Origin of the sequence: Streptomyces sp. NPDC051133 (genome assembly GCF_040682635.1) — a bacterium.
Taxonomy (GTDB): Bacteria; Actinomycetota; Actinomycetes; order Streptomycetales; family Streptomycetaceae; genus Streptomyces.
On sequence record NZ_JBFBBK010000004.1, the window covers coordinates 242,891 to 263,433 of the forward strand.

Genomic DNA, 20,543 nt, shown 5'->3' on the forward strand with positions numbered 1-20,543 from the left:
AAGGGATTCAGGGCGATGTCGGGGGAGTTGCCCGGTCAGCCGGCCTTCTCGGCCTTCTCCAGGGCCTCGGCCAGGTTCGTGAGCAGCGGCACGCACTTGTCGTACGACAGGATCGGCTCGGGCGAGCGGGCGATGACCTGCCCCGCCTTGACCGCGGGCAGCTTCTTCCAGGTCGCCCTGGTGATGTCGGCGGGCTGGATCGCCGAGGTCCGGTCGTCCATCATGATCAGGTCGGCCTGGTACTTGTCGACGTTCTCCCAGCTCAGCGACTCGTACCAGCCGCCGCCCTGCTTCTTGGCGCTCGCCGGCGGCTCGATGAAGTTCACGCCGAGGGACTTGAAGTACTCGAGGTCGACGGAGAGGTCGGTCCCGGAGACGTAGAACAGCTGGTCGCTCGCGGAGCCGGCCATCACCTTGATGTCGGGCTTGGCCCTGGCGGCGGCGCGCAGCCGGGCCGCCGCGTCCTCGAACCGCTTCTTCGCGTCCGTCACCTTCGCCGCCTTCATGTCGGCGCCGAGCGACTCGGCGAGGTCCCACATGCGCTGCAGCGGCTGGGTGAGCAGGCGGTCGTAGACGGAGATGCCGACGCTCGGAGCGAGCTCGGCGATCTTCTTCCCGGACTCCTCGGGGACGTACCAGAGGGTGCCCGCGCCGTCGAACATCGTGGAGATCAGCACGTCCGGGGCGAGGGACGCGTACTTCTCGATGTTGAACTGGCCCCAGGCGTTGCCGATGACCGTGACCTTGCTGATGTCCATGTCGCCGGCCTGCACGTCGGGCTTGCCGGCGCTGGTCCTCGTCGGGCCGAAGACGCCCTTGACCTGGATGCCGTAGTCGTGGAGCGCGGCGCCGACACCGGTGAACGCGACGATGTTCGCGGGGACCCGGTCCAGCTTCACGCTCCGGCCGCGGTCGTCCTTGAAGGACCAGGGCCCGGACGCGGCGGCCTCGCCCCCGCTCCCGGCGTCACCGTCTTTGCCCTTGCCGTCCCCGCAGGCCGCGAGCGCGGCACCGAGTCCGAGGGCGCCGCCCGCGGCGAGGAAACCGCGGCGGTTCAGATGGGTGGCACGGGCGAAGGGCATGGGTATGACTGCTTTCGAACGGGGCGGAGCGCCCGCCGGACAGGTTCGAAGGTAGGTTAGCCTAACCTCACTCGATGTCCAGGGGGTGGGGTGACGGCCCGCTCTAGGATGGCCGCGTGTTCATGTCCCTTTGCCGGCCCGCCCGTCGGCCCGCCGTGCTCCTCCTCGCGGCGCTGCTGCCGGTCGCCGGATGTGCGTTCATGGACGACACGGCCAAGGTCTCCATGGGCCAGGTCGTCGGCACATGGAAGGCGGCCGACGGCGAGGAGCTGTCCTTCGCCGCCGACCGCACGTTCATCTCCACCGGCCTCGACTCGAAGAAGCTGGCCGAGGAGTACGTGTTGTGCCCGGGTGAAAGGGCCACTGGCACCTGGTCGTTCGTCGCCGCGGACGGCAGCGCCAGTACGGCGGACAAGGTGCCGTCGGGCTCACAGCTCGCGCTCTACTTCGACGAGGAGCCGAAGAACTGCGTGTTCGAGCTGCTGGCGATCGACGGCGGCAAGACCCTCTGCGTCACCGTCGATCTCGACGACCCCTGCACCCCCGACGTCCGCTTCACCCGGCGGAAGTGACCCCGGGGCCCCTCAGCCGACCAGCCCCAGCTCGCGCGCGATCAGCATCCGCTGCACCTCGCTCGTGCCCTCGCCGATCTCCAGGATCTTGGAGTCGCGCCACATGCGGGCCACCGGGTACTCGTTCATGAAGCCGTAGCCGCCGTGGACCTGCGTGGCGTCGCGGGCGTTGTCCACGGCGACGGTGGAGGAGTAGAGCTTGGCCAGGGCCGCCTCCTTCTTGAAGGGCTCGCCGGCCACCAGGCGGGAGGCGGCGTCGCGCCAGGCCAGACGGGCCGTGTGGGCCTTCATCTCCATGTCGGCGATCTTGAACTGGATCGCCTGGTTGGCGCCGATCGGCTTGCCGAAGGCGTGGCGTTCCCTGGCGTACTTCACCGACTCGTCCACACAGCCCTGCGCGAGCCCGGTGGCGAGCGCGGCGATGGCGATGCGGCCCTCGTCCAGGATGCGCAGGAACTGGGCGTAGCCACGCCCCTCTTCACCGAGCAGGTTCGCGGCCGGCACCCGCACGTTCTGGAAGGACAGCTCACGGGTGTCCGAGGCGTTCCAGCCGACCTTCGAGTACGGGGCCGCGACCGTGAAGCCCGGGGTGCCGGACGGGACGATGATCGACGAGATCTGCGGCCTGCCGTCCGGCTTGCGGCCGGTGACGGCGGTGACGGTCACCAGACCCGTGATGTCCGTGCCCGAGTTGGTGATGAAGCACTTCGTGCCGTTGATCACCCATTCGTCCGTGTCCGGGTCCAGGCGGGCCGTCGTCCGGGTCGCGCCCGCGTCGCTGCCGCCGTCCGGCTCGGTCAGGCCGAACGCGCCCAGGATCTCGCCCGCGCACAGCCGGGGCAGCCACTCCCGCTTCTGCTCCTCGGTGCCGAACAGGTGCAGCGGCATCGCGCCCAGCGAGACACCGGCCTCCAGGGTGATGGCCACCGAGGAGTCCACCCGGGCCAGCTCCTCCAGGGCGATGCCGAGCGCGAGGTAGTCGCCGCCCATGCCGCCGTACTCCTCCGGGAACGGCAGCCCGAACAGGCCCATGCGGCCCATCTCGCGAACGATCTCGTACGGGAACTCGTGCCGCTCGTAGAAGTCGCCGATCTTCGGCGCCACCACGTCGTGCGCGAACTCCTCCACCGTACGGCGGAGTTCCTCCAGCTCGGGGCTGAGACGGTGGTCCATGCTGATCACTGGTCCTTGTGGGGCTGTGTCGTTTTACCGAACGCGCGGACGGTACGGGACGGGCTGGGCCGGTCCAGGTGGGCGGCCATCCACACGCTGGTGGCGGTGAGACGGCCGAGGTCGACCCCGGTCTCGATGCCGAGGCCGTGCAGCATCCAGACCAGGTCCTCGGTGGCGAGGTTGCCGGTGGCGGACTTGGCGTAGGGGCAGCCGCCGAGCCCGCCGGCCGAGGCGTCGACCGTGGTCACCCCGTGCTCCAGGGCCGCATAGGTGTTGGCGAGCGCCTGGCCGTAGGTGTCGTGGAAGTGCACGCCGATCATGTTGGTCGGCACGCCCTCCTCGTTGAGCAGGTTGAGCAGTTCGAGCACATGGCCCGGGGTGGCCACGCCGATCGTGTCGCCGAGGCTCAGCTCGTCGCAGCCCATGTCCCGCAGGGCCGCGCAGACCCGGGCGACCTGGTGCAGCGGGACGGCACCCTCCCAGGGGTCCCCGAAGCACATCGACACATAGCCGCGCACGTGCACGCCCCGGTCCTTCGCCTGCCGGACCACCGGGGCGAACACGGCCAGCGACTCGTCCACCGTGCGGTTGAGGTTGGCCTTCGCGAAGGACTCGGTGGCGCTGGCGAAGACGGCGACCCGGTCGGCGCCGAGCGCCAGGGCCCGGTCAAGCCCCCGCTGGTTGGGCACCAGCACCGGCAGCGCGACGCCCGGCAGGCCGCCGACCATCGGGAACAGCTGCTCGGCGTCGGCGAGCTGGGGCACCCACTTGGGGTGCACGAAGCTCGTCGCCTCGATGGTGGTCAGGCCCGCGTCCGCGAGCCGGCGGATGAACTCCGCCTTGATCTCGGCCGGTACGGTCCGCTTCTCGTTCTGCAGCCCGTCGCGCGCGCCGACCTCGTAGATCCGCACCCGCGCGGGCAGGTCCGACGCCGGTACGACCATGGGCAGTCCCTCGGCGGTCACCGCGCCACCTCCTCGTGCGGTGCGATGACGGCCAGCACCTGGTCCATGGCGACCGTCGTGCCCGGCGTCACGTCGAGCTCGGCGACCGTGCCGGCGTGCGGGGCGGAGATGACGTGCTCCATCTTCATCGCCTCCACCACCAGCAGGCTCTGTCCGGCGGCCACCTCGTCGCCGACGGACACCTTGACCACGGTGACCGTGCCGGGCATGGGCGCGGTCAGGGAGTCGGCGCCCGCGTGCGCCGCGCGGCCCAGGGAGTCCGCCACCGGGTCGTGGTCCCGCACGTGCCAGGCGTCGCCGTCCCGGCCGATCCAGTCACCGGCGCGGCGGAAGGCGTGCCGGACGCCGTCCAGGGTGACGCTCACCCGGTCCTCGGCGACGGTGTGGCCGCCGCGCGGGGTGTACGTCACCGGGTCCTGCACCCGCAGGTGGAAGGCGGGCGGCTTCGGGGTGCCGCCGAGCCGCCAGCCGCTCGGCACCGAGAAGGGGTCGACCCAGCCGTCCGCGCGGGGCTGCAGCGCCCGCGTCCGTACGGCCGCCGCCGCCTCGTACACCTCCTCCGGCACCCCGGCCGGGACCAGCTCGTCCACCACCCGCTCGACCAGTCCGGTGTCCAGGTCCCCCCGGACGACGGACGGGTGGGCCAGCAGCCGGCGCAGGAAGCCCGCGTTGGTCTGCACGCCCAGCGTCACCGTCTCGGCGAGGGCCGCCCGGAGCCTGCGCAGCGCCGTCTCACGGTCGGGGCCGTAGGCGATCACCTTGGACAGCATCGGGTCGTACAGGCTGCCCACCTCGGTGCCCTCGCTGAGCCCGGAGTCGGTGCGCACGCCGTCGCCCTGCGGCTCGTTCAGCAGCAGCACCGTGCCGCCCGAGGGGAGGAAGCCGCGCGAGGGGTCCTCGGCGCAGATCCGGGCCTCGACCGCGTGCCCGGTCAGGGTCACGTCCCGCTGCCCGAAGCCCAGCTTCTCCCCGGCCGCCACCCGCAGCTGCCACTCCACCAGGTCCAGGCCCGTGATCAGCTCGGTGACCGGGTGCTCCACCTGCAGACGGGTGTTCATCTCCATGAAGTAGTACTGCGAAGGGTCCCCGCCCGGCACGATGAACTCCACCGTGCCCGCGCCGCGGTACCCGCAGGAGCGGGCCGCCTGCACGGCCGCCTCGCCCATCGCCGCGCGTGTGGCCTCGTCGAGGAGCACGCTGGGCGCCTCCTCGATGATCTTCTGGTGGCGGCGCTGGAGGGAGCACTCGCGCTCGCCGAGGTGGACGACGTTCCCGTGGCCGTCGGCCAGCACCTGGATCTCGATGTGCCGGGGGCGGTCGATCCACCGCTCCACCAGGAGCGTGTCGTCGCCGAAGGAGGCGCGGGCCTCGCGGCGGGCGGCGGCGATCTCCTCGGCCAGCCCGTCCGCGTCCCGGACGAGCCGCATGCCCTTGCCGCCGCCGCCGGCGGACGGCTTCAGCAGTACGGGCATCCCGATCTCCCGCGCCGCGTCGGCGAGTTGGCCGTCGCTCAGCCCGCTGCCGCTGGAGCCGGGCACCACCGGCACGCCGGCCGCCTGCACCGTCTCCTTGGCGCGGATCTTGTCGCCCATGAGCGCGATCGCGTCCGCCGAGGGGCCGATGAACACCAGCCCCGCCTCCTCGCACGCGCGCGCGAAGCCCGCGTTCTCGGCGAGGAAGCCGTACCCCGGGTGCACCGCCTGCGCGCCTGCGCGGGCGGCCGCCTCGAGCAGCCGCTCCACCGACAGATAGCTCTCGGCGGCCGGCGCGGGGCCGATCCGTACCGCCGTGTCGGCCTCCCGGACGTGCCGCGCGTCCGCGTCGGCGTCGGAGAAGACCGCCACCGAGCGCACGCCCAGCGAGCGGAGCGTACGGATGACGCGTACGGCGATCTCGCCACGGTTGGCGACCAGCACTGTGTCGAACACGGTTCCCCTCCTCACATCCGGAAGACGCCGAACTGGGGGTCTCCCAGAGGCGCGTTGGCACAGGCGGTCAGGGCGAGCCCGAGCACCTGACGGGTCTCCAGGGGGTCGATCACGCCGTCGTCCCAGAGCCGGGCGGTGGCGTAGTAGGCGTTGCCCTGGTGCTCGTACTGCGCGCGGATCGGCGCCTTGAAGGACTCCTCGTCCTCGACGGGCCACTCCTCGCCGCGCGCCTCCAGCTGGTCCCGCTTGACGGTCGCCAGCACGGACGCGGCCTGCTCGCCGCCCATGACCGAGATCTTGGCGTTGGGCCACATCCACAGGAAGCGGGGGGAGTAGGCCCGGCCGCACATCGAGTAGTTGCCCGCGCCGTACGACCCGCCGACGACGACCGTCAGCTTGGGCACGCGCGTGCAGGCCACCGCCGTCACCATCTTGGCGCCGTGCTTGGCGATACCGCCCGCCTCGTAGTCCTTGCCGACCATGAACCCGGAGATGTTCTGCAGGAACACCAGCGGAATCCCGCGCTGGTCGCACAGCTCGATGAAGTGGGCGCCCTTCTGGGCGGACTCGGAGAACAGGATGCCGTTGTTGGCGACGATCCCGACCGGGTGACCGTGGATCCGGGCGAACCCGGTGATCAGCGTCTGCCCGAACTCGCTCTTGAACTCGGAGAAACGCGAGCCGTCGACCACGCGCGCGATGATCTCGCGTACGTCGTAGGGGGTACGGGAGTCCACGGGGACGGCGCCGTACAGCCCGTACGGGTCGACCTTGGGCTCGACCGGGGGCCGCACCTCCCAGGGCAGGGACCGCCGGGCCGGGAGCGTGGCGACGATGTTCCGGACGATCCTGAGCGCGTGCGCGTCGTCCTCGGCGAGGTGGTCGGTGACGCCCGAGATCCGCGAGTGGACCTCGCCGCCGCCCAGCTCCTCCGCCGTGACGACCTCGCCGGTGGCCGCCTTCACCAGCGGGGGGCCGCCGAGGAAGATCGTCCCCTGGTTGCGGACGATCACCGCCTCGTCGCTCATCGCCGGCACGTACGCCCCGCCGGCCGTGCACGAGCCGAGCACCGCCGCGATCTGCGGGATCCCCGCGCCGGACATCCGGGCCTGGTTGTAGAAGATCCGCCCGAAGTGCTCGCGGTCCGGGAAGACCTCGTCCTGCATCGGCAGGAAGGCGCCGCCGGAGTCGACCAGGTAGACGCACGGCAGCCGGTTGTCGAGGGCCACCTCCTGGGCGCGCAGGTGCTTCTTCACCGTCATCGGGTAGTACGTGCCGCCCTTGACCGTGGCGTCGTTGGCCACGATCACGCACTCGCGCCCGGCGACCCGCCCGATCCCGGCGATCACCCCGGCCGCCGGCGCCTGTCCCTCGTACATCCCGTCGGCCGCCAGGGGGGCCAGCTCCAGGAACGGCGAGCCGGGGTCGAGCAGTGTGTCCACCCTGTCCCGCGGCAGCAGCTTGCCCCGCGCGGTGTGCCGGGCGCGCGCCTTCTCGCCGCCGCCGAGCGCCGCCGCGGCCAGCTTGGCGCGCAGCTCCTCGACGAGAGCGAGATGGGCTTGTTCATTGGCCCGCCAGGCCTCCGACGCGGGATCTGCCGCGCTCTGGAGCTCCGGTGCCTCGTGCATCCTGCGGTCCCCTCACCCGGTGATCGAACCAGTTAATGAGCGTTAACCATTTCCTTCAGGTTAACGACCGCTAACCTCGCTGTCTAGAATTACCTGCATGGTCACCAGAACCGACGCCCCCACCCGCCGCGAGCAGATCCTGAAGGAAGCCGCCCGGCTCTTCGCCGAGCGCGGGTTCCACGGCGTCGGTGTCGACGAGATAGGGGCCGCCGTCGGCATCAGCGGTCCCGGTCTCTACCGCCACTTCCCGGGCAAGGACGCGATGCTCGCCGAGCTGCTGGTCGGCATCAGCGGCCAGCTGCTGACCGGGGCCAAGCGGCGCCTGGCGGAGACGGACGGCCGGACCGGCGCCTTCGCGGTCCTGGACTCCCTCATCGAGGGCCACATCGACTTCGCCCTGGACGACCGTCCCCTGATCACCCTGCACGACCGCGAGCTGGACCGCCTGCGCGACAGCGACCGCAAGCTGGTGCGGCAGCTGCAGCGGCAGTACGTCGAGCTGTGGGTGGAGGTGGTGCGCGAGGCCTACCCTGCGCTCACCGAGCCGGCGGCCCGCTCGGCCGTCCACTCGGTCTTCGGCCTGCTGAACTCCACCCCGCACCTGGGCCGCGCGGGCACGCTGCCGGGGCGCGGGACCACGGCGGCGCTGCTGCACCGGATGGCGCGGGGGGCGTTCGAAGCCGCGGGGGAGGGGTGACCTTCCTTCGGTACGGCAGAGCCGGTAACTGACCCTCGCGTGGTCAAGCTCACCCTGGACGCACGACCGTACTCACCGGTATCTTCGGTTCTGAGCAAGCGCTTAGACATGCCGATCTGACGAGGTACGTGGAGGTGGCCGTGCGCCGTACGGTGTTCAACGAGGATCACGAGGCGTTCCGGGAGACCCTCCGCGCCTTCATCGAGGCCGAGGTCGTGCCGGTGTACGACGACTGGTTCGCCGCCGGCCAGGCCCCGCGCGACTTCTACTACAAGCTCGGCGAGCTGGGCATCTTCGGCATCAACGTGCCCGAGGAGTTCGGCGGCGCCGGCATGGACAGCCACAAGTTCGAGGCCGTCCTCTACGAGGAGACGGCCCGCGCGGGCGTCCAGTTCGGCGGCTCCGGCGTGCACGTCCTGCTCGCCCTGCCGTACATCAAGATGCTCGCCACCGACGAGCAGAAGAAGCGCTTCCTGCCGAAGTTCGTCAGCGGCGAGGAGATGTGGGCCATCGCGATGACGGAGCCGGGCACCGGTTCCGACCTCGCGGGCATGAAGTCCACCGCCAAGCTCTCCGAGGACGGCACGCACTACGTCCTCAACGGCGCCAAGACCTTCATCACCGGCGGTGTCCACGCCGACAAGGTGATCGTCTGCGCCCGCACCGCCGCGCCGACCGCCGAGGACCGCCGCCACGGCATCTCCCTCTTCGCCGTCGACACCAAGTCCGAGGGCTACTCCGTCGGCCGCAAGCTGGACAAGCTCGGCCTGAAGACCTCCGACACCGCCGAGCTGGCGTTCGTCGACGTCAAGGTCCCCGTCGAGGACCTGCTGGGCGAGGAGAACAAGGGCTTCTACTACCTCGGCCACAACCTGGCCTCCGAGCGCTGGGGCATCGCCTTCGGCGCCTACGCGCAGGCCAAGGCCGCCGTCCGGTTCGCCAAGCAGTACGTCCAGGAGCGCACCGTCTTCGGCAAGCCGGTCGCCCACTTCCAGAACACCAAGTTCGAGCTGGCCGCCTGCCAGGCCGAGGTCGACGCCGCCGAGGCCGTCGCCGACCGCGCGACCGAGGCCCTGGACGCCGGCGAGCTGACCCCCGCCGAGGCCGCCTCCGCCAAGCTGTTCTGCACCGAGGTCGCCCACCGCGTGATCGACCGCTGCCTCCAGCTGCACGGCGGCTACGGCTACATGAACGAGTACCCGATCGCCCGCCTGTACGCGGACAACCGCGTCAACCGCATCTACGGCGGCACCAGCGAGATCATGAAGACGATCATCGCGAAGGACATGGGCCTGTAAGGCCGACCGCACACGGCGGCCGGTACAACTGAAGCCATGAGCCAGGCACTCCAGGACCTCCTCGATCTGCTCGACCTCGAGCAGATCGAGGAGGACATCTTCCGCGGCCGGTCCCGCTCCGCAGTCGTCCCCCGCGTCTTCGGCGGGCAGGTCGCGGCGCAGGCGCTGGTCGCCGCCGGGCGGACGGTCCCCGCGGACCGGCCGGCCCACTCCCTGCACGCCTACTTCCTGCGCCCCGGCGACCCCGGCGCGCCGATCGTCTACACCGTCGACCGCATCCGCGACGGCCGGTCCTTCACCACCCGCCGCGTGGTCGCCGTCCAGCACGGCAAGCCGATCTTCCACCTCTCGGCGTCCTTCCAGACGCACGAGGAGGGCCTCGACCACCAGGCGCCCATGCCGCCCTCCCCGGACCCGGCGACCCTGCCCACCTCCCATGAGCGGCTGCGCGGCTACGACCACCTCGCGCCCGAGGTCGTCGAGAAGTTCCTGGAGGCCCGTGAGGCGATCGACCTCAGGTACGTGGACGAGCCGCCGTACGGGAAGTTCGGCGAGCCGCGGGAACCGCACAGCCAGGTCTGGTTCCGCACCAACGGCAAGCTCGACGACGACCCCCTGCTGCACGTCGTCCTCGCCACCTACGTCTCCGACATGACCCTCCTCGACTCCGTGCTGCTCGCGCACGGCCGCGGCGGCTGGGCGGTCGGCGACGTCGTGGGCGCCTCCCTGGACCACGCGATGTGGTTCCACCGGCCCTTCCGTGCCGACGAATGGCTGCTGTACGACCAGGAGTCGCCGTCCGCGCACGGCGGCCGGGGCCTGGGCCAGGCCCGGATCTACACCCAGGACGGGCAGCTCGCCATCTCGGTCATCCAGGAGGGTGTCGTCCGGATCCCCCGGTGACCCATCGCCCTGATGAGCGGACATTAGTTTCCTGGGGTGCCGAGTGACGGATGCGGTACTAGGCTCTTTGGGTGAAGCCGCAAGTGCACGGCATGCGCGGCCGACGAGGTCCCGGGAAGACCTGTGACCTCAGCCGCGGCACCGGAGGGCGCACCAGCGCCCGGGCGGGCCGCAGGCGTCGACCGAACCGGCGTGTCGCACCTCTCCAGCGGTGACATCCGAAGACCGTGCCGCACTCTTCCCCTCTTGTCCGTGCGGCGGCGGCCATCCACCTCGCGCCCTCCCGTCCGGGAGCCGCGAGAGACGATGGGAACGGAAGGTATCCCCTATGCGAGCACAACGCACGAGGCGCCTTTTCGCCACGTCCGCAGCCGGTGTGCTGCTGGCCGGTGGAGCCGCCCTCGGCGCCGCGGGAACCGCTTCGGCGGGAACGTACGACCACCACGACAACCGCGGTTCCTACAGCTGGGGCTGCGACGACGATGACTGGTGGGGCGGCGACTGCGGCGGTGGCTATGGCGGCTATGGCGGTGGCTACGGTGGCTATGGCGGCGGCTATGGCGGTGACCACGGTGGTGGCGGCTATGGCGGTGACCACGGTGGTGGCGGCTATGGCGGTGACCACGGTGGCGGCGGCTACGGCGGCGGTGACCACGGTGGCGGCGGCTACGGCGGCGGTGGTGGCGGAGGCCACGGCGGCGGTGGTGGCGGAGGCCACGGCGGCGGTGGTGGCGGAGGCCACGGCGGTGGCGGAGGTGGCGGCCACTGAACCAACACCCACCTGAACCCGATGTGCGACCCCGCCCGCGGGGCCGCACATCCCGTCACTCCAGGCCGGCCGCGGCCAGCAGGAACGCCGTCATGGGGTCGTAGTGGCGCGGGCTGACCACGTGGTCGTCGAGCGGTACGACCACCTGGACGGTGCCCTCGGACTCGGCGAGGAACAGCGCCGGGTCGTTGCAGTCGGCGTACCCGACCGAGTCGACGCCGTGCTGTCCCGCGTATCCGGCCCAGCCGTGGTCGGCGACGACCAGGTCGGGCAGCGGGCGTCCCGCGCGCTCAAGTCCGTGCAGAATGGCCCGCATCGGTTCCCCGGAGTGCGTGTGCCACAGCGTCGCCCCGTGCTCCAGCACGGCCACGTCCGCGAACTGCATCACGTACCCCTCGTCCGTCTGCAGCCCGTCCGGGATGACGACGATCTCGCAGCCCGCGGCCCGCAGCGCGGCGGCCGTGGCCCGGTGCACGTCCAGCAGGCCCCCCGGGTGACCGGTCGCGAACAGCACCCGCTGCCGCCCCTCCGCCGCCTTGCGCAGCCGCGCCGCCATCCGCTCCAGCGCGTCCACGGTCAGCTCGGGGTCGATGGTGTCCTGCCCGTACCGGTACTCGGGATCGTCGTTGACGCCGGCCCGCTCGGCCATCACGGCGAGCACGTCCTGCTCGTCCGCCCACCGGTCGCCCAGCTCCAGACCGAACCAGTAGTGGCGGTCGCCGTTGGCCAGCTTGCGGTAGTGGGAGAGGTTGTTCTCGCGGGGCGTGGCGACGTCCCCCGCGATACGGGTCCTCACCAGGTGGTCGACGAGCTGGGCGCGGCTGGGTGTCCCGGGTATCGGCATGCCTCCCATTGTGGGCCAGCGCACCGCGGGCGTCCTCGGCATATCGCCCGCTGGGACGGGGGTCACTCGCCCCGTCAGCCGTGCCGCAGCGCGAACCACAACTCCATGCGCACGTCCGGGTCGTCCAGGTCGGCGTCCAACTGGGCCGCGCAGCGGGCGATCCGCTGCCGCACGGTGTTGCGGTGCACGTCCAGCGCCACCGCCGTACGGTCCCAACTGCCGTGCAGCGACAGCCAGGTGCGCAGCGTCTCGGTGAGCTCCGGCCGGCCGGCGAGCGGTGCGAGCAGCGCGCGGGCGTGGGCCTCCGCCTCCGCCGGGGGCACCAGCCCGGCCAGACCGGCCCCGGCGCCGTGCCGGGCCAGCGGGGAACGCGTCGCGCGGGCCCGGGTCAGGGCGCGCGCCGCCTGCATGTCCGCGGCCGGCCACTCGTGCGGGCCGACGGCCGCACTGACCCCCAGGGTCCAGCCGGGCACCGGCGCCGGCTCACGCCCGGCGGGCACCAGCACCCGTACGACGTCGTGCCGCAGGTCGACCAGCGGCGACCCGAGGGCCGCGCCCAGCGCGGACGCGGCGACGGCGTCCGGCGACTGCGCCTCGGGCCGGGCGTGCACGACGACCCACCCCCGGCCGCCGAGCAGCGGCGCGACCTCCTCGGGCGGCGCGCCGAGCAGCACCCGCACCAGAGCGGAGGAGCGGGCCGCGCCGGCCCCGCTCTGGTGCTCCCCGGTCAGCAGGGACAGCAGCACGGCGGCCACGGAGGCGATGGTGTGGTCCCCGGGTTCACGGCCGGGCGAGACGACACCGAGCACGAAGCCCTCTCCCGAGCCGAGGGCGTAGGCGGCCAGGTGGGTGTCCCCGAGCGACTCGGTGGCGGAGGCGGGGCGCGCGGCCGGGGCGGGGGCGGCGGCGGGGGCGGCGGCAGCAGGGGAGGCGGCGGCCGGGTCCGCGGCGGCGGGCAGCGGCCGTACCACCGCGGCCAGGTCCGCCAGTGCCGCGCGCACCCGCTGGGCCGGCTCCCGGCCCGCTCCCGCGAGTTCCGTGCCGTCGGGGCCGTAGAGCACCGCGCGGCCGGAGAGGTGCCGGGCCAGGCGGTGCAGCACCGAGGGCACCGGGTCCGGACGGGCGGCGGCGGAGGCGAGGCTCTGCTGGGCCTCCGTCACGCGGCGCAGCTCGGCCAGGCGGGCCTGCGCCATCAGCTGCCACACCGCGCGGGCCACCCCGGAGAAGGTGGTCTGCGGCGGGACCTCCAGCAGGGGCAGGCCGTGGGTGTCGCAGGACTCGACGAGGGCGCGCGGCACCGTGTCGTGCACCGGGGCCAGGCCGAAGCCCAGGGCCGCGCCGCCCGCCGCCACGATCCGGGACACGTAGTCGTCGAAGTAGCCGCCCGCGCCGGCCGCCTCCGGGATGTGCACCCCGGCCGTGAGCAACAGCTCGCCGCCCAGCAGATACGGGTACGGGTCGGCCATCTCCGAGGTGTGCGCCCAGTGGATCACGATCGACGGATCGGCCGGGCCGGCGACCTGGCGCAGGGCCAGGTCCTCGCGGGCCAGCAGGGCCGAGAGCGGTACCGGTGGGGTCGGTGGGACGGCTGGGGCGATCGTTTCCGGCATGGTGTGCGTTCCCTCCATCCGGTCCCGTTCGTATGGATGAAACGTACACTTCGCAGTCTCTTTCCAGCCACTTAGTGTCAACACGGAACGGCAGCCGCGGGTACGGGCGGATGTCCTCGCGATCCGCTGCCGTCACACCCCCACGTCTCTGCACGACACGCCACCGACAGTGCGCGAAGGAGGGCTGCCTCATGGCCGTCGACTACACAGTGATCGTCGTCTATCTCGCCGGCATGCTGGCCATGGGCTGGTGGGGCATGCGCCGCGCCAAGTCCAAGAGCGATTTCCTGGTGGCGGGACGCCGCCTCGGGCCCGCCATGTACTCCGGCACCATGGCCGCGATCGTCCTCGGCGGCGCCTCCACCATCGGCGGCGTGGGCCTCGGCTACCAGTACGGCCTCTCCGGCGCCTGGATGGTCTTCACCATCGGCCTCGGCCTGCTCGCCCTGTCGGTCTTCTTCTCCGCGCGCATCGCCCGCCTGAAGGTCTACACCGTCTCCGAGATGCTGGACCTGAGGTACGGCGGCCGGGCGGGGGTCATCTCCGGCGTGGTCATGTGGGCGTACACCCTCATGCTGGCCGTCACCTCGACCATCGCCTACGCCACGATCTTCGACGTCCTGTTCGACATGAACCGGACCCTCGCGATCGTCCTCGGCGGCTCGATCGTCGTCGCCTACTCGACCCTCGGCGGCATGTGGTCCATCACGCTGACCGACATGGTCCAGTTCGTCGTGAAGACCATCGGCGTGCTGCTCCTGCTCCTGCCGATCGCGGTCGTCAAGGCGGGCGGCTTCAGCGAGATGAAGGCCAAGCTGCCGACCTCGTACTTCGACCCGCTGGGCATCGGCGGCGAGACGATCTTCACCTACGTCCTGATCTACACGTTCGGCATGCTGATCGGCCAGGACATCTGGCAGCGCGTCTTCACCGCCCGCACCGACAAGACCGCCCGGTGGGGCGGCACCGTGGCCGGAACCTACTGTCTGGCCTACGCCGTCGCCGGCGCGGTGATCGGCACGGCCGCCAAGGTGCTCTACCCCAAGCTCGGCAGCCCCGACGACGCCTTCGCCACCATCGTCAAGGACGAGCTTCCCGTCGGCGTGCGCGGCCTGGTGCTGGCCGCCGCCCTGGCCGCCGTGATGTCGACCTCCTCCGGTGCCCTGATCGCCTGCGCCGCCGTCGCCAACAACGACATCTGGTCGCGGCTGAAGGGCGCCGTACGACGTGACGGCGAGCAGCACGACGAGGTCGCGGGCAACCGCGCCTTCATCCTGATCATGGGCGTGGCCGTGATCGGCACGGCGATCGCGCTGAACAACGTGGTCGAGGCGCTGACCGTGGCGTACAACCTGCTCGTCGCCGGCCTGCTCGTGCCCATCCTCGGCGGCCTGCTGTGGAAGCGCGGCACGGTGCAGGGCGCGCTGGCCTCCGTGATCGTCGGCGGTCTCGCCGTGATCGGCCTGATGGCCGGGTACGGCATCCTCGCCAACGAGCCCGTCTACTACGGCCTGCTCGCCTCCCTCGCCGCGTACGTCGTCGTCTCCCTGGCGACCAAGCCCACCGACGAGACCGTTCTCGCCACCTGGCGCGAGCGCCTCGCCGGCCGGAACCCCGAACTCGCGTCCGAACCGGTCCCGGCTCACCAGTAGAGTCGTATGAAAAGCAGTGCATGCGCGACGAAGCGCAGGAAAGAAGGCATTTCACCATGAGCAGCAACGAGACGCCCCGCGGCCCCGTCGACTCCTCCCGCGTCCCGCGGTACGCCGGCCCCGCGACCTTCGCCCGGCTGCCCCGCCTCGACGAGGTCGGCACCGCCGACGTCGCCGTCGTGGGCGTGCCGTTCGACTCCGGCGTCTCGTACCGGCCGGGCGCCCGTTTCGGCGGCAACGCCATCCGCGAGGCGTCCCGGCTGCTGCGCCCCTACAACCCGGCGCAGGACGCCTCCCCGTTCGCCCTGGTGCAGGTCGCGGACGGCGGCGACATCGCGGTCAACCCGTTCAACATCAACGAGGCCGTCGACACCATCGAGGCCGCCGCGGACGACCTGCTCGGCACCGGCGCCCGCCTGATGACCCTCGGCGGCGACCACACCATCGCCCTGCCGCTGCTGCGCTCGGTCGCGAAGAAGCACGGCCCGGTGGCCCTGCTCCACTTCGACGCGCACCTCGACACCTGGGACACCTACTTCGGCGCCGAGTACACCCACGGCACCCCGTTCCGCCGCGCCGTCGAGGAGGGCATCCTCGACACCTCGGCCCTCTCCCACGTGGGCACCCGCGGCCCGCTGTACGGCAAGCAGGACCTCACCGACGACGAGAAGATGGGCTTCGGCATCGTCACCTCGGCCGACGTCTACCGCCGGGGCGCCGACGAGGTCGCCGACCAGCTGCGCCAGCGCATCGGCGACCGCCCGCTGTACATCTCCATCGACATCGACTGCCTGGACCCGGCCCACGCGCCCGGCACCGGCACCCCGGAGGCGGGCGGCATGACCTCCCGCGAGCTGCTGGAGATCCTGCGCGGCCTGGCGTCCTGCAACCTGGTCTCGGCGGACGTCGTCGAGGTGGCCCCCGCGTACGACCACGCCGAGATCACCTCGGTGGCGGCCTCCCACACCGCCTACGAACTGACCACCATCATGAGCCGCCAGATCGCGGCGGCCCGCAACGCCTGACGCTCCTTAGGGGGATCGAGAGCAGTGACTCACGACCACGACCTGGTACTCCGCCCGACGCCCGCGCAGACGGAGGCCGCGCTGAACCCGCCCCCGGGCCGCAACGGCGGAGACCTGGTCGTGGAGACGCTGGCCGGGCTCGGCGCGACGACCGTCTTCGGCCTGCCCGGCCAGCACGCCCTCGGCATGTTCGACGCGCTACGGCGTTCCTCCCTGAGCTACGTGGGCCTGCGGGTGGAGAACAACGCGGGCTTCGCGGCGGACGCGTACGGCCGGATCACCGGCGAGGCGGCCCCGCTGCTGCTCTCGACGGGCCCGGGCGCGCTGACGTCCCTCGCCGCCCTCCAGGAGGCGGCAGCCGCCTCCGCCCCTGTCCTGGCCATCAGCAGCCAGATCCCGACGGCGGGCCTGGGCGGCGGCCGCCACGGCTACCTCCACGAACTCCCCGACCAGGCGGCATCGTTCCGGGGCGTGGTCAAGTCCGTCCACACGGTCCGCACCCAGTCCCAGATCCCCTCCGCGATCGCGGCGGCCTGGAAGTCGGCGCTGACCGCTCCGCACGGCCCGGTGTGGGTGGAGATCCCGCAGGACGTGCTGCTGGCCGCGACGGCGCTTCCGGTGGTGACGGCGCCGGACGCCACGCCCGAGGATCTGGTCCCGCGCCCCGAACTGACGGCGGTGGCGGCCGACCTGCTGTCGCACGCGGCCCGCCCGGCGATCATCGCGGGCGGCGGGGTCGTACGGTCGGACGCCTCGGGCAAGCTGCTCCAGCTGGCCGAGAAGCTGGACGCGCCGGTGGTGACCACGTTCGGCGGCAAGGGGGCGTTCCCCTGGGAGCACCCGCTGTCGATGCAGTCCTGGCTGGAGGACCGCCACACGACGGACTTCCTGGAGGACGCGGACGTCCTGCTGGTCGTGGGCTCGGGCCTCGGCGAACTCTCCTCCAACTACCACACGTTCAAGCCCCGCGGCCGAGTGATCCAGATCGAGGCGGACCTCGGCAAGCTGGAGTCCAACCACCCGGCCCTCGGCATCCACGCGGACGCCCGGCCGGCGCTGCAGGCCCTGCTGGAGACGGTGGAGGAGCGGACGGACCCCACGGCGCCGGAGCGCGTGCGGGCGTTGCTGGCCCGTGTCGCGGAGCGCCTCGCGTCCCAGGAACTCACCCTGGAACAGGACGTGCTGGCCTCGGTCCGCCGAGCCCTGCCGTCGGGTGCGCCCTCCTTCTGGGACATGACGATCCTGGCGTACTGGGCCTGGTCCGCGTTCGATCCCCGCGGCACGAACGTCATGCACTCGGCCCAGGGCGCCGGCGGCCTCGGCTACGGCTTCCCCGCGGCGCTGGGCGCGGCGGCGGCCGACCCGACCCGCCCGGTCCTGGCGGTGTCCGGCGACGGCGGAGCCCTGTACTCGATCGCGGAACTGGCCACGGCCAGGCAGTACGACCTCCCGGTCACCTGGCTGATCGTCGACGACGGCGGCTACGGCATCCTCCGCGAGTACATGACGGACGCCTTCGGCCAGGCGACGGCGACGGAACTGACCCGCCCCGACTACGTGGCCCTCGCGGAGTCCTTCGGGGTACCCGGCGTCCGTACGACACCGCAGACCCTGGAGGAGGACCTGCTGAAGGCCCTGTCCACACCGGGCCCCTCGGTGGTCGTACTCCCGGCGGTGCTGCGGATGTTCGCGCCTACGCACCTGGGCCGCTGAGCCCCTTCAGTGATGCGATGAACCGACCGAAGGCTCCGGCAGGGAAGGTGAGGGTGGCTCTGGCCGGGGCCTTGGAGTCGCGGACGGCTATGTGGGCGGGGGTGTGCGCGACCTCGACGCACTCGTTGCCGTCGCCCTCGCCGGAGTAGGACGACTTCCGCCAGTTGTCGACGTTGACCATGGGATGCCTCACAGCTCCTTCGCCAGCCGGTGAATGAAGTCCCGTGACTGATCGGGCTCGAGTGCGACTTCCTCCACCTTACGGAAACGCGTTCGGTAACTGGCGAGTTGAGCTTCCGAGTCGATGAAGACGGTTCCATGAGGTGCGTCCCGTACCACCGTGTCCAGCTGGGGTAGCGGGCCGACCGCGTACGTCATCGTGCTGGAGGCTCGGGCGAAGCCGTCCAGGTCGAAGGGGATGACGCGCACGGTGACGTGGTCCGCTTCGGAGACCTCGACCAGTCGGGCGAGCTGCGCCCTGGAGGTGGCGCGGTCGCTGACTCGGATGCGCAGTGCAGCCTCATGGATCACCGCTTCGTACGGGATGGCGAACCGTTGGCGTGCCCTTCGGTGCTGGATGCGCAACTCCAACTCGTCGTCGGTCAGTTCAGGAAGCCTGGACGAGAAGACCGCACGCGAGTAGTCCTCCGTCTGCAGCAGGCCCGGCACATAGAGGATCGCCACGTGACGCAGGAACGCGGCGTGGTGCTCCAGCTCGGACAGGTCGAGGAACGAAGTGGGCAGCAGGCCCCGGTACTCCTCCCACCAGCCGCGCGTCCGATCGGCAGCCATCGCGACCAAGGCGTTGACGAACTCGTCGTCGGTGCAGGCGTAGTGCGAGGCGAGGCGACGGATGCGCTGCTCGCTGACGCCCGCGAGTGCCGACTCGATATGCGTGATCTGAGCCGGGTTCACGCCGAGCAGCGCGGCAGCCTGACGGGAATTGAGCCCCGCAGCCTCGCGGAGTCTGCGCAGCTCCGTCGCCAGCCGCAGCTGACGTGCCGTTGGCTCGCGCCTCTTCACCATCGACTGGGCCTCCTGACACGTCTGTAGAGAACGACCCGTTCGGTGACAGATTACGCGATCTGCTTGTCCCGTCCCTAGATTTAGATCTACCGTCGGTGACGTAGCGCACACGCAGCGGAAGTGCACCGCGTCGTCCTGCCATGACGGCCGCGGCAATGCCACCGCGCGCCAAATCCCCTTCCTCTCTTCGGAGTTGATGACGCATGCCCGAAACCGAGTCCTGGGACTACACCCTCTACATCCCCAACGACCTCAGAGCGGTCACGGTGTGCCGCCGCACCCTGCGCCTGATCCTGACCCTGCACGGTCTGACCGGTCTGGTGGATGTCGCGGAGTTGCTGGCGACGGAACTGGTGTCCAACGCGGTGCGGCACACGAAGGGGCCGGCCGCGCTCAGGGTCCGTCGTACCCCGGAGGGCATGGTGTGGATCGGCGCGTGGGACACCGACCCGGCCCCGCCGGACCCGCCACGCCCCCTGGAGCAGGTGGCGGAGCTGGAGTGGGAGGACGGGCGGGGGCTCGGTCTCGTGCGGGCTTGTTCGGAGTACTGGGGGTGGCAGCCGGCGGCCCGGTTCGGGGACCGGGGGAAATACGTGTGGTGCGAACTCGCGGCGGCCTAGCTCGTTGATCACCGCGATGGAAAGGAGAGCTGATGGTCGGCTCGTCGCATGAGGCGCTGCACCGGATCTTCCAGAAGGATCCGACGCTGCTGACGAAGGCGTTACAGAAGGTCCTGCACGTCCCCTTCCCAGTCCGATCCGCCTCGGGTTCCGGGACTGGCACTCGCTGACGGTGCGTCCGCTGGTGCTGGGCCCGGACAACGTGCCGGTGATTGCGGACGAGCGGCAGGCCGAGAAGGACGTCCCCCTTGCGGTGCTCTCGGCCATGACACACGGTCGTGGACCGCATGCTCCGGCCATACTGGAATCCCTGGCCGCCGCCCTGCGGACCATCGATTCGGACACCGCCGCAGTGTTCGTGCAGTTCGTCGACTCCTGCCTGACCGACCCCCAGGCACAGCAGATGTGGAGGGACCTGATGACGGCGATCCAGTACTTCTGGCGACACCCGCTGGCGGAACAGGTACGCGAGGAAGGCCGAGAACAAGGCCTGGAACAAGGACGCGTCCAGGACCGCCAGGAGATGACCCTGCGCATCCTGGAATGGCGCGGCGTCGCGGTGCCCGACTCCGTTCGCGAGCGGGTGATGACCTGTACGGACTTGGAACAGTTGGAGGTCTGGGCCCAGCGAGCCGTGCACGCCGAGGCCGCGACGGAGCTGTTCGACAAGGCGTGAGCCAGGTGGCGCCGTCCTGATGCTTCTTCAGGTAGGTGATCAGCTCACTGCTCGTCGTGCCTCCCATGGGGCCGCCGTCGAGGGGCGCCGCGCCGTTGCGTGGCACCGCCCGTGCCGCCGAGTGCCTGGCCTGAGCCGGGGAACTCGCCGTCCCGGCCGCCGGTGCCACCGCCCGGCGGATCGCCGTTCGTGCCGCCCGGCATCCCGCCTGCCTCGGTGCTTGCACCGTTCCCCCGGGCGCCGCGGGAGAAGCCGCCCCGACCCCCGCCCGGCCCGCCGCCGAAGTCGCCGCCGGTCGTGGCAGGGCACCTTGCAGCCCGGCGAGGGGTACGGACTGTGGCCCACCTGGGCGCAGGTAGTGG

At 71.4% G+C, this 20,543-nt stretch carries 18 protein-coding genes and 1 pseudogene; 10 read left to right on the forward strand and 9 right to left on the reverse strand.

Annotated features, from left to right (window positions below; all coding sequences use genetic code 11):
* Window positions 1–35: 35 nt before the first annotated feature.
* Window positions 36–1,082: an ABC transporter substrate-binding protein gene (locus AB0N17_RS07255; RefSeq protein WP_366010149.1), complete on the reverse strand. Its 1,047-nt coding sequence runs from the start codon at window positions 1,080–1,082 to the stop codon at window positions 36–38.
* Between the two features lie 116 nt (window positions 1,083–1,198).
* On the opposite strand from AB0N17_RS07255, the gene AB0N17_RS07260 reads away from it, so the two are divergent.
* Complete coding sequence (locus tag AB0N17_RS07260; RefSeq protein ID WP_366010150.1) at window positions 1,199–1,654, forward strand: hypothetical protein; 456 nt, start codon at window positions 1,199–1,201, stop codon at window positions 1,652–1,654.
* A 12-nt stretch (window positions 1,655–1,666) separates the two neighbouring features.
* Here AB0N17_RS07260 and AB0N17_RS07265 read toward each other — a convergent pair whose 3' ends face one another.
* From AB0N17_RS07265 to AB0N17_RS07280, 4 genes are read right to left on the reverse strand one after another with little or no spacing between them, the layout of a single operon-like run.
* On the reverse strand, window positions 1,667–2,827 hold the full coding sequence (locus AB0N17_RS07265) for an acyl-CoA dehydrogenase family protein (protein ID WP_366010151.1): 1,161 nt from the start codon (window positions 2,825–2,827) through the stop codon (window positions 1,667–1,669).
* A 5-nt stretch (window positions 2,828–2,832) separates the two neighbouring features.
* A complete protein-coding gene (locus AB0N17_RS07270; RefSeq protein WP_366010152.1) occupies window positions 2,833–3,792 on the reverse strand; it encodes a hydroxymethylglutaryl-CoA lyase in 960 nt (319 codons plus the stop codon).
* Window positions 3,789–5,720, reverse strand: coding sequence for an acetyl-CoA carboxylase biotin carboxylase subunit (locus tag AB0N17_RS07275; protein WP_366010153.1), 1,932 nt, complete (start codon window positions 5,718–5,720; stop codon window positions 3,789–3,791). The genes AB0N17_RS07270 and AB0N17_RS07275 overlap by 4 nt, the downstream gene beginning before the upstream one ends.
* A gap of 11 nt (window positions 5,721–5,731) precedes the next feature.
* Window positions 5,732–7,348, reverse strand: coding sequence for a carboxyl transferase domain-containing protein (locus AB0N17_RS07280; RefSeq protein ID WP_366010154.1), 1,617 nt, complete (start codon window positions 7,346–7,348; stop codon window positions 5,732–5,734).
* A 97-nt stretch (window positions 7,349–7,445) separates the two neighbouring features.
* Between AB0N17_RS07280 and AB0N17_RS07285 the strand changes: the two genes are divergently transcribed.
* From AB0N17_RS07285 to AB0N17_RS07300, 4 genes are all read left to right on the forward strand, one after another.
* A complete protein-coding gene (locus tag AB0N17_RS07285) occupies window positions 7,446–8,045 on the forward strand; it encodes a TetR/AcrR family transcriptional regulator (protein WP_366010155.1) in 600 nt (199 codons plus the stop codon).
* Between the two features lie 140 nt (window positions 8,046–8,185).
* A complete protein-coding gene (locus tag AB0N17_RS07290; protein WP_366010156.1) occupies window positions 8,186–9,343 on the forward strand; it encodes an acyl-CoA dehydrogenase family protein in 1,158 nt (385 codons plus the stop codon).
* A 36-nt stretch (window positions 9,344–9,379) separates the two neighbouring features.
* The gene (tesB, locus tag AB0N17_RS07295; protein ID WP_366010157.1) at window positions 9,380–10,246 is read left to right on the forward strand and encodes an acyl-CoA thioesterase II; all 867 of its coding nucleotides are present in this window, start codon (window positions 9,380–9,382) and stop codon (window positions 10,244–10,246) included.
* A 557-nt stretch (window positions 10,247–10,803) separates the two neighbouring features.
* The gene (locus AB0N17_RS07300) at window positions 10,804–11,031 is read left to right on the forward strand and encodes a hypothetical protein (RefSeq protein WP_366010158.1); all 228 of its coding nucleotides are present in this window, start codon (window positions 10,804–10,806) and stop codon (window positions 11,029–11,031) included.
* 39 nt (window positions 11,032–11,070) lie between these two features.
* On the opposite strand, the gene AB0N17_RS07305 is transcribed toward AB0N17_RS07300, so the two are convergent.
* Both AB0N17_RS07305 and AB0N17_RS07310 read right to left on the reverse strand, forming a co-directional pair.
* Window positions 11,071–11,859, reverse strand: a complete 789-nt coding sequence (locus AB0N17_RS07305; protein WP_366010159.1) for a phosphatase — start codon at window positions 11,857–11,859, stop codon at window positions 11,071–11,073.
* A 74-nt stretch (window positions 11,860–11,933) separates the two neighbouring features.
* On the reverse strand, window positions 11,934–13,469 hold the full coding sequence (locus AB0N17_RS07310) for a PucR family transcriptional regulator ligand-binding domain-containing protein (protein ID WP_366010161.1): 1,536 nt from the start codon (window positions 13,467–13,469) through the stop codon (window positions 11,934–11,936).
* A 191-nt stretch (window positions 13,470–13,660) separates the two neighbouring features.
* On the opposite strand from AB0N17_RS07310, the gene AB0N17_RS07315 reads away from it, so the two are divergent.
* The 3 genes from AB0N17_RS07315 to AB0N17_RS07325 are packed head-to-tail and all read left to right on the forward strand — an operon-like array spanning window position 13,661 to window position 17,859.
* Entirely contained in the window at window positions 13,661–15,121 is a 1,461-nt protein-coding gene (locus AB0N17_RS07315) for a sodium:solute symporter (RefSeq protein WP_366010162.1), read from the forward strand.
* Between the two features lie 56 nt (window positions 15,122–15,177).
* Window positions 15,178–16,146 carry an agmatinase gene (gene speB / locus AB0N17_RS07320; protein ID WP_366010163.1) on the forward strand — a complete coding sequence of 323 codons (969 nt, stop codon included), beginning with the start codon at window positions 15,178–15,180 and terminating at the stop codon, window positions 16,144–16,146.
* Between the two features lie 24 nt (window positions 16,147–16,170).
* Window positions 16,171–17,859 carry a thiamine pyrophosphate-binding protein gene (locus AB0N17_RS07325; protein WP_366010165.1) on the forward strand — a complete coding sequence of 563 codons (1,689 nt, stop codon included), beginning with the start codon at window positions 16,171–16,173 and terminating at the stop codon, window positions 17,857–17,859.
* On the opposite strand, the gene AB0N17_RS07330 is transcribed toward AB0N17_RS07325, so the two are convergent.
* A complete protein-coding gene (locus tag AB0N17_RS07330; RefSeq protein ID WP_366010228.1) occupies window positions 17,840–18,040 on the reverse strand; it encodes a DUF397 domain-containing protein in 201 nt (66 codons plus the stop codon). The genes AB0N17_RS07325 and AB0N17_RS07330 overlap by 20 nt on opposite strands.
* A gap of 8 nt (window positions 18,041–18,048) precedes the next feature.
* The gene (locus AB0N17_RS07335; protein ID WP_366010166.1) at window positions 18,049–18,885 is read right to left on the reverse strand and encodes a helix-turn-helix transcriptional regulator; all 837 of its coding nucleotides are present in this window, start codon (window positions 18,883–18,885) and stop codon (window positions 18,049–18,051) included.
* A gap of 203 nt (window positions 18,886–19,088) precedes the next feature.
* Between AB0N17_RS07335 and AB0N17_RS07340 the strand changes: the two genes are divergently transcribed.
* Both AB0N17_RS07340 and AB0N17_RS07345 read left to right on the forward strand, forming a co-directional pair.
* Entirely contained in the window at window positions 19,089–19,505 is a 417-nt protein-coding gene (locus tag AB0N17_RS07340; RefSeq protein ID WP_366010167.1) for an ATP-binding protein, read from the forward strand.
* A gap of 32 nt (window positions 19,506–19,537) precedes the next feature.
* Window positions 19,538–20,181, forward strand: a pseudogene (locus AB0N17_RS07345) (hypothetical protein).
* Window positions 20,182–20,543 lie beyond the last annotated feature (362 nt).

Excerpts from the sequence above, each read along its gene's own strand:
- AB0N17_RS07335 (WP_366010166.1), bottom strand. The coding sequence starts at position 18,885 with ATGGTGAAGAGGCGCGAGCCAACGGCACGTCAGCTGCGGCTGGCGACG.
- AB0N17_RS07305 (WP_366010159.1), bottom strand. The coding sequence starts at position 11,859 with ATGCCGATACCCGGGACACCCAGCCGCGCCCAGCTCGTCGACCACCTG.
- AB0N17_RS07330 (WP_366010228.1), bottom strand. The coding sequence starts at position 18,040 with ATGGTCAACGTCGACAACTGGCGGAAGTCGTCCTACTCCGGCGAGGGC.
- speB (WP_366010163.1), top strand. The coding sequence starts at position 15,178 with ATGAGCAGCAACGAGACGCCCCGCGGCCCCGTCGACTCCTCCCGCGTC.
- AB0N17_RS07285 (WP_366010155.1), top strand. The coding sequence starts at position 7,446 with ATGGTCACCAGAACCGACGCCCCCACCCGCCGCGAGCAGATCCTGAAG.
- AB0N17_RS07255 (WP_366010149.1), bottom strand. The coding sequence starts at position 1,082 with ATGCCCTTCGCCCGTGCCACCCATCTGAACCGCCGCGGTTTCCTCGCC.
- AB0N17_RS07315 (WP_366010162.1), top strand. The coding sequence starts at position 13,661 with ATGGCCGTCGACTACACAGTGATCGTCGTCTATCTCGCCGGCATGCTG.
- AB0N17_RS07300 (WP_366010158.1), top strand. The coding sequence starts at position 10,804 with ATGGCGGTGACCACGGTGGTGGCGGCTATGGCGGTGACCACGGTGGTG.
- AB0N17_RS07280 (WP_366010154.1), bottom strand. The coding sequence starts at position 7,348 with ATGCACGAGGCACCGGAGCTCCAGAGCGCGGCAGATCCCGCGTCGGAG.
- AB0N17_RS07340 (WP_366010167.1), top strand. The coding sequence starts at position 19,089 with ATGCCCGAAACCGAGTCCTGGGACTACACCCTCTACATCCCCAACGAC.
- AB0N17_RS07265 (WP_366010151.1), bottom strand. The coding sequence starts at position 2,827 with ATGGACCACCGTCTCAGCCCCGAGCTGGAGGAACTCCGCCGTACGGTG.
- AB0N17_RS07310 (WP_366010161.1), bottom strand. The coding sequence starts at position 13,469 with ATGCCGGAAACGATCGCCCCAGCCGTCCCACCGACCCCACCGGTACCG.
- tesB (WP_366010157.1), top strand. The coding sequence starts at position 9,380 with ATGAGCCAGGCACTCCAGGACCTCCTCGATCTGCTCGACCTCGAGCAG.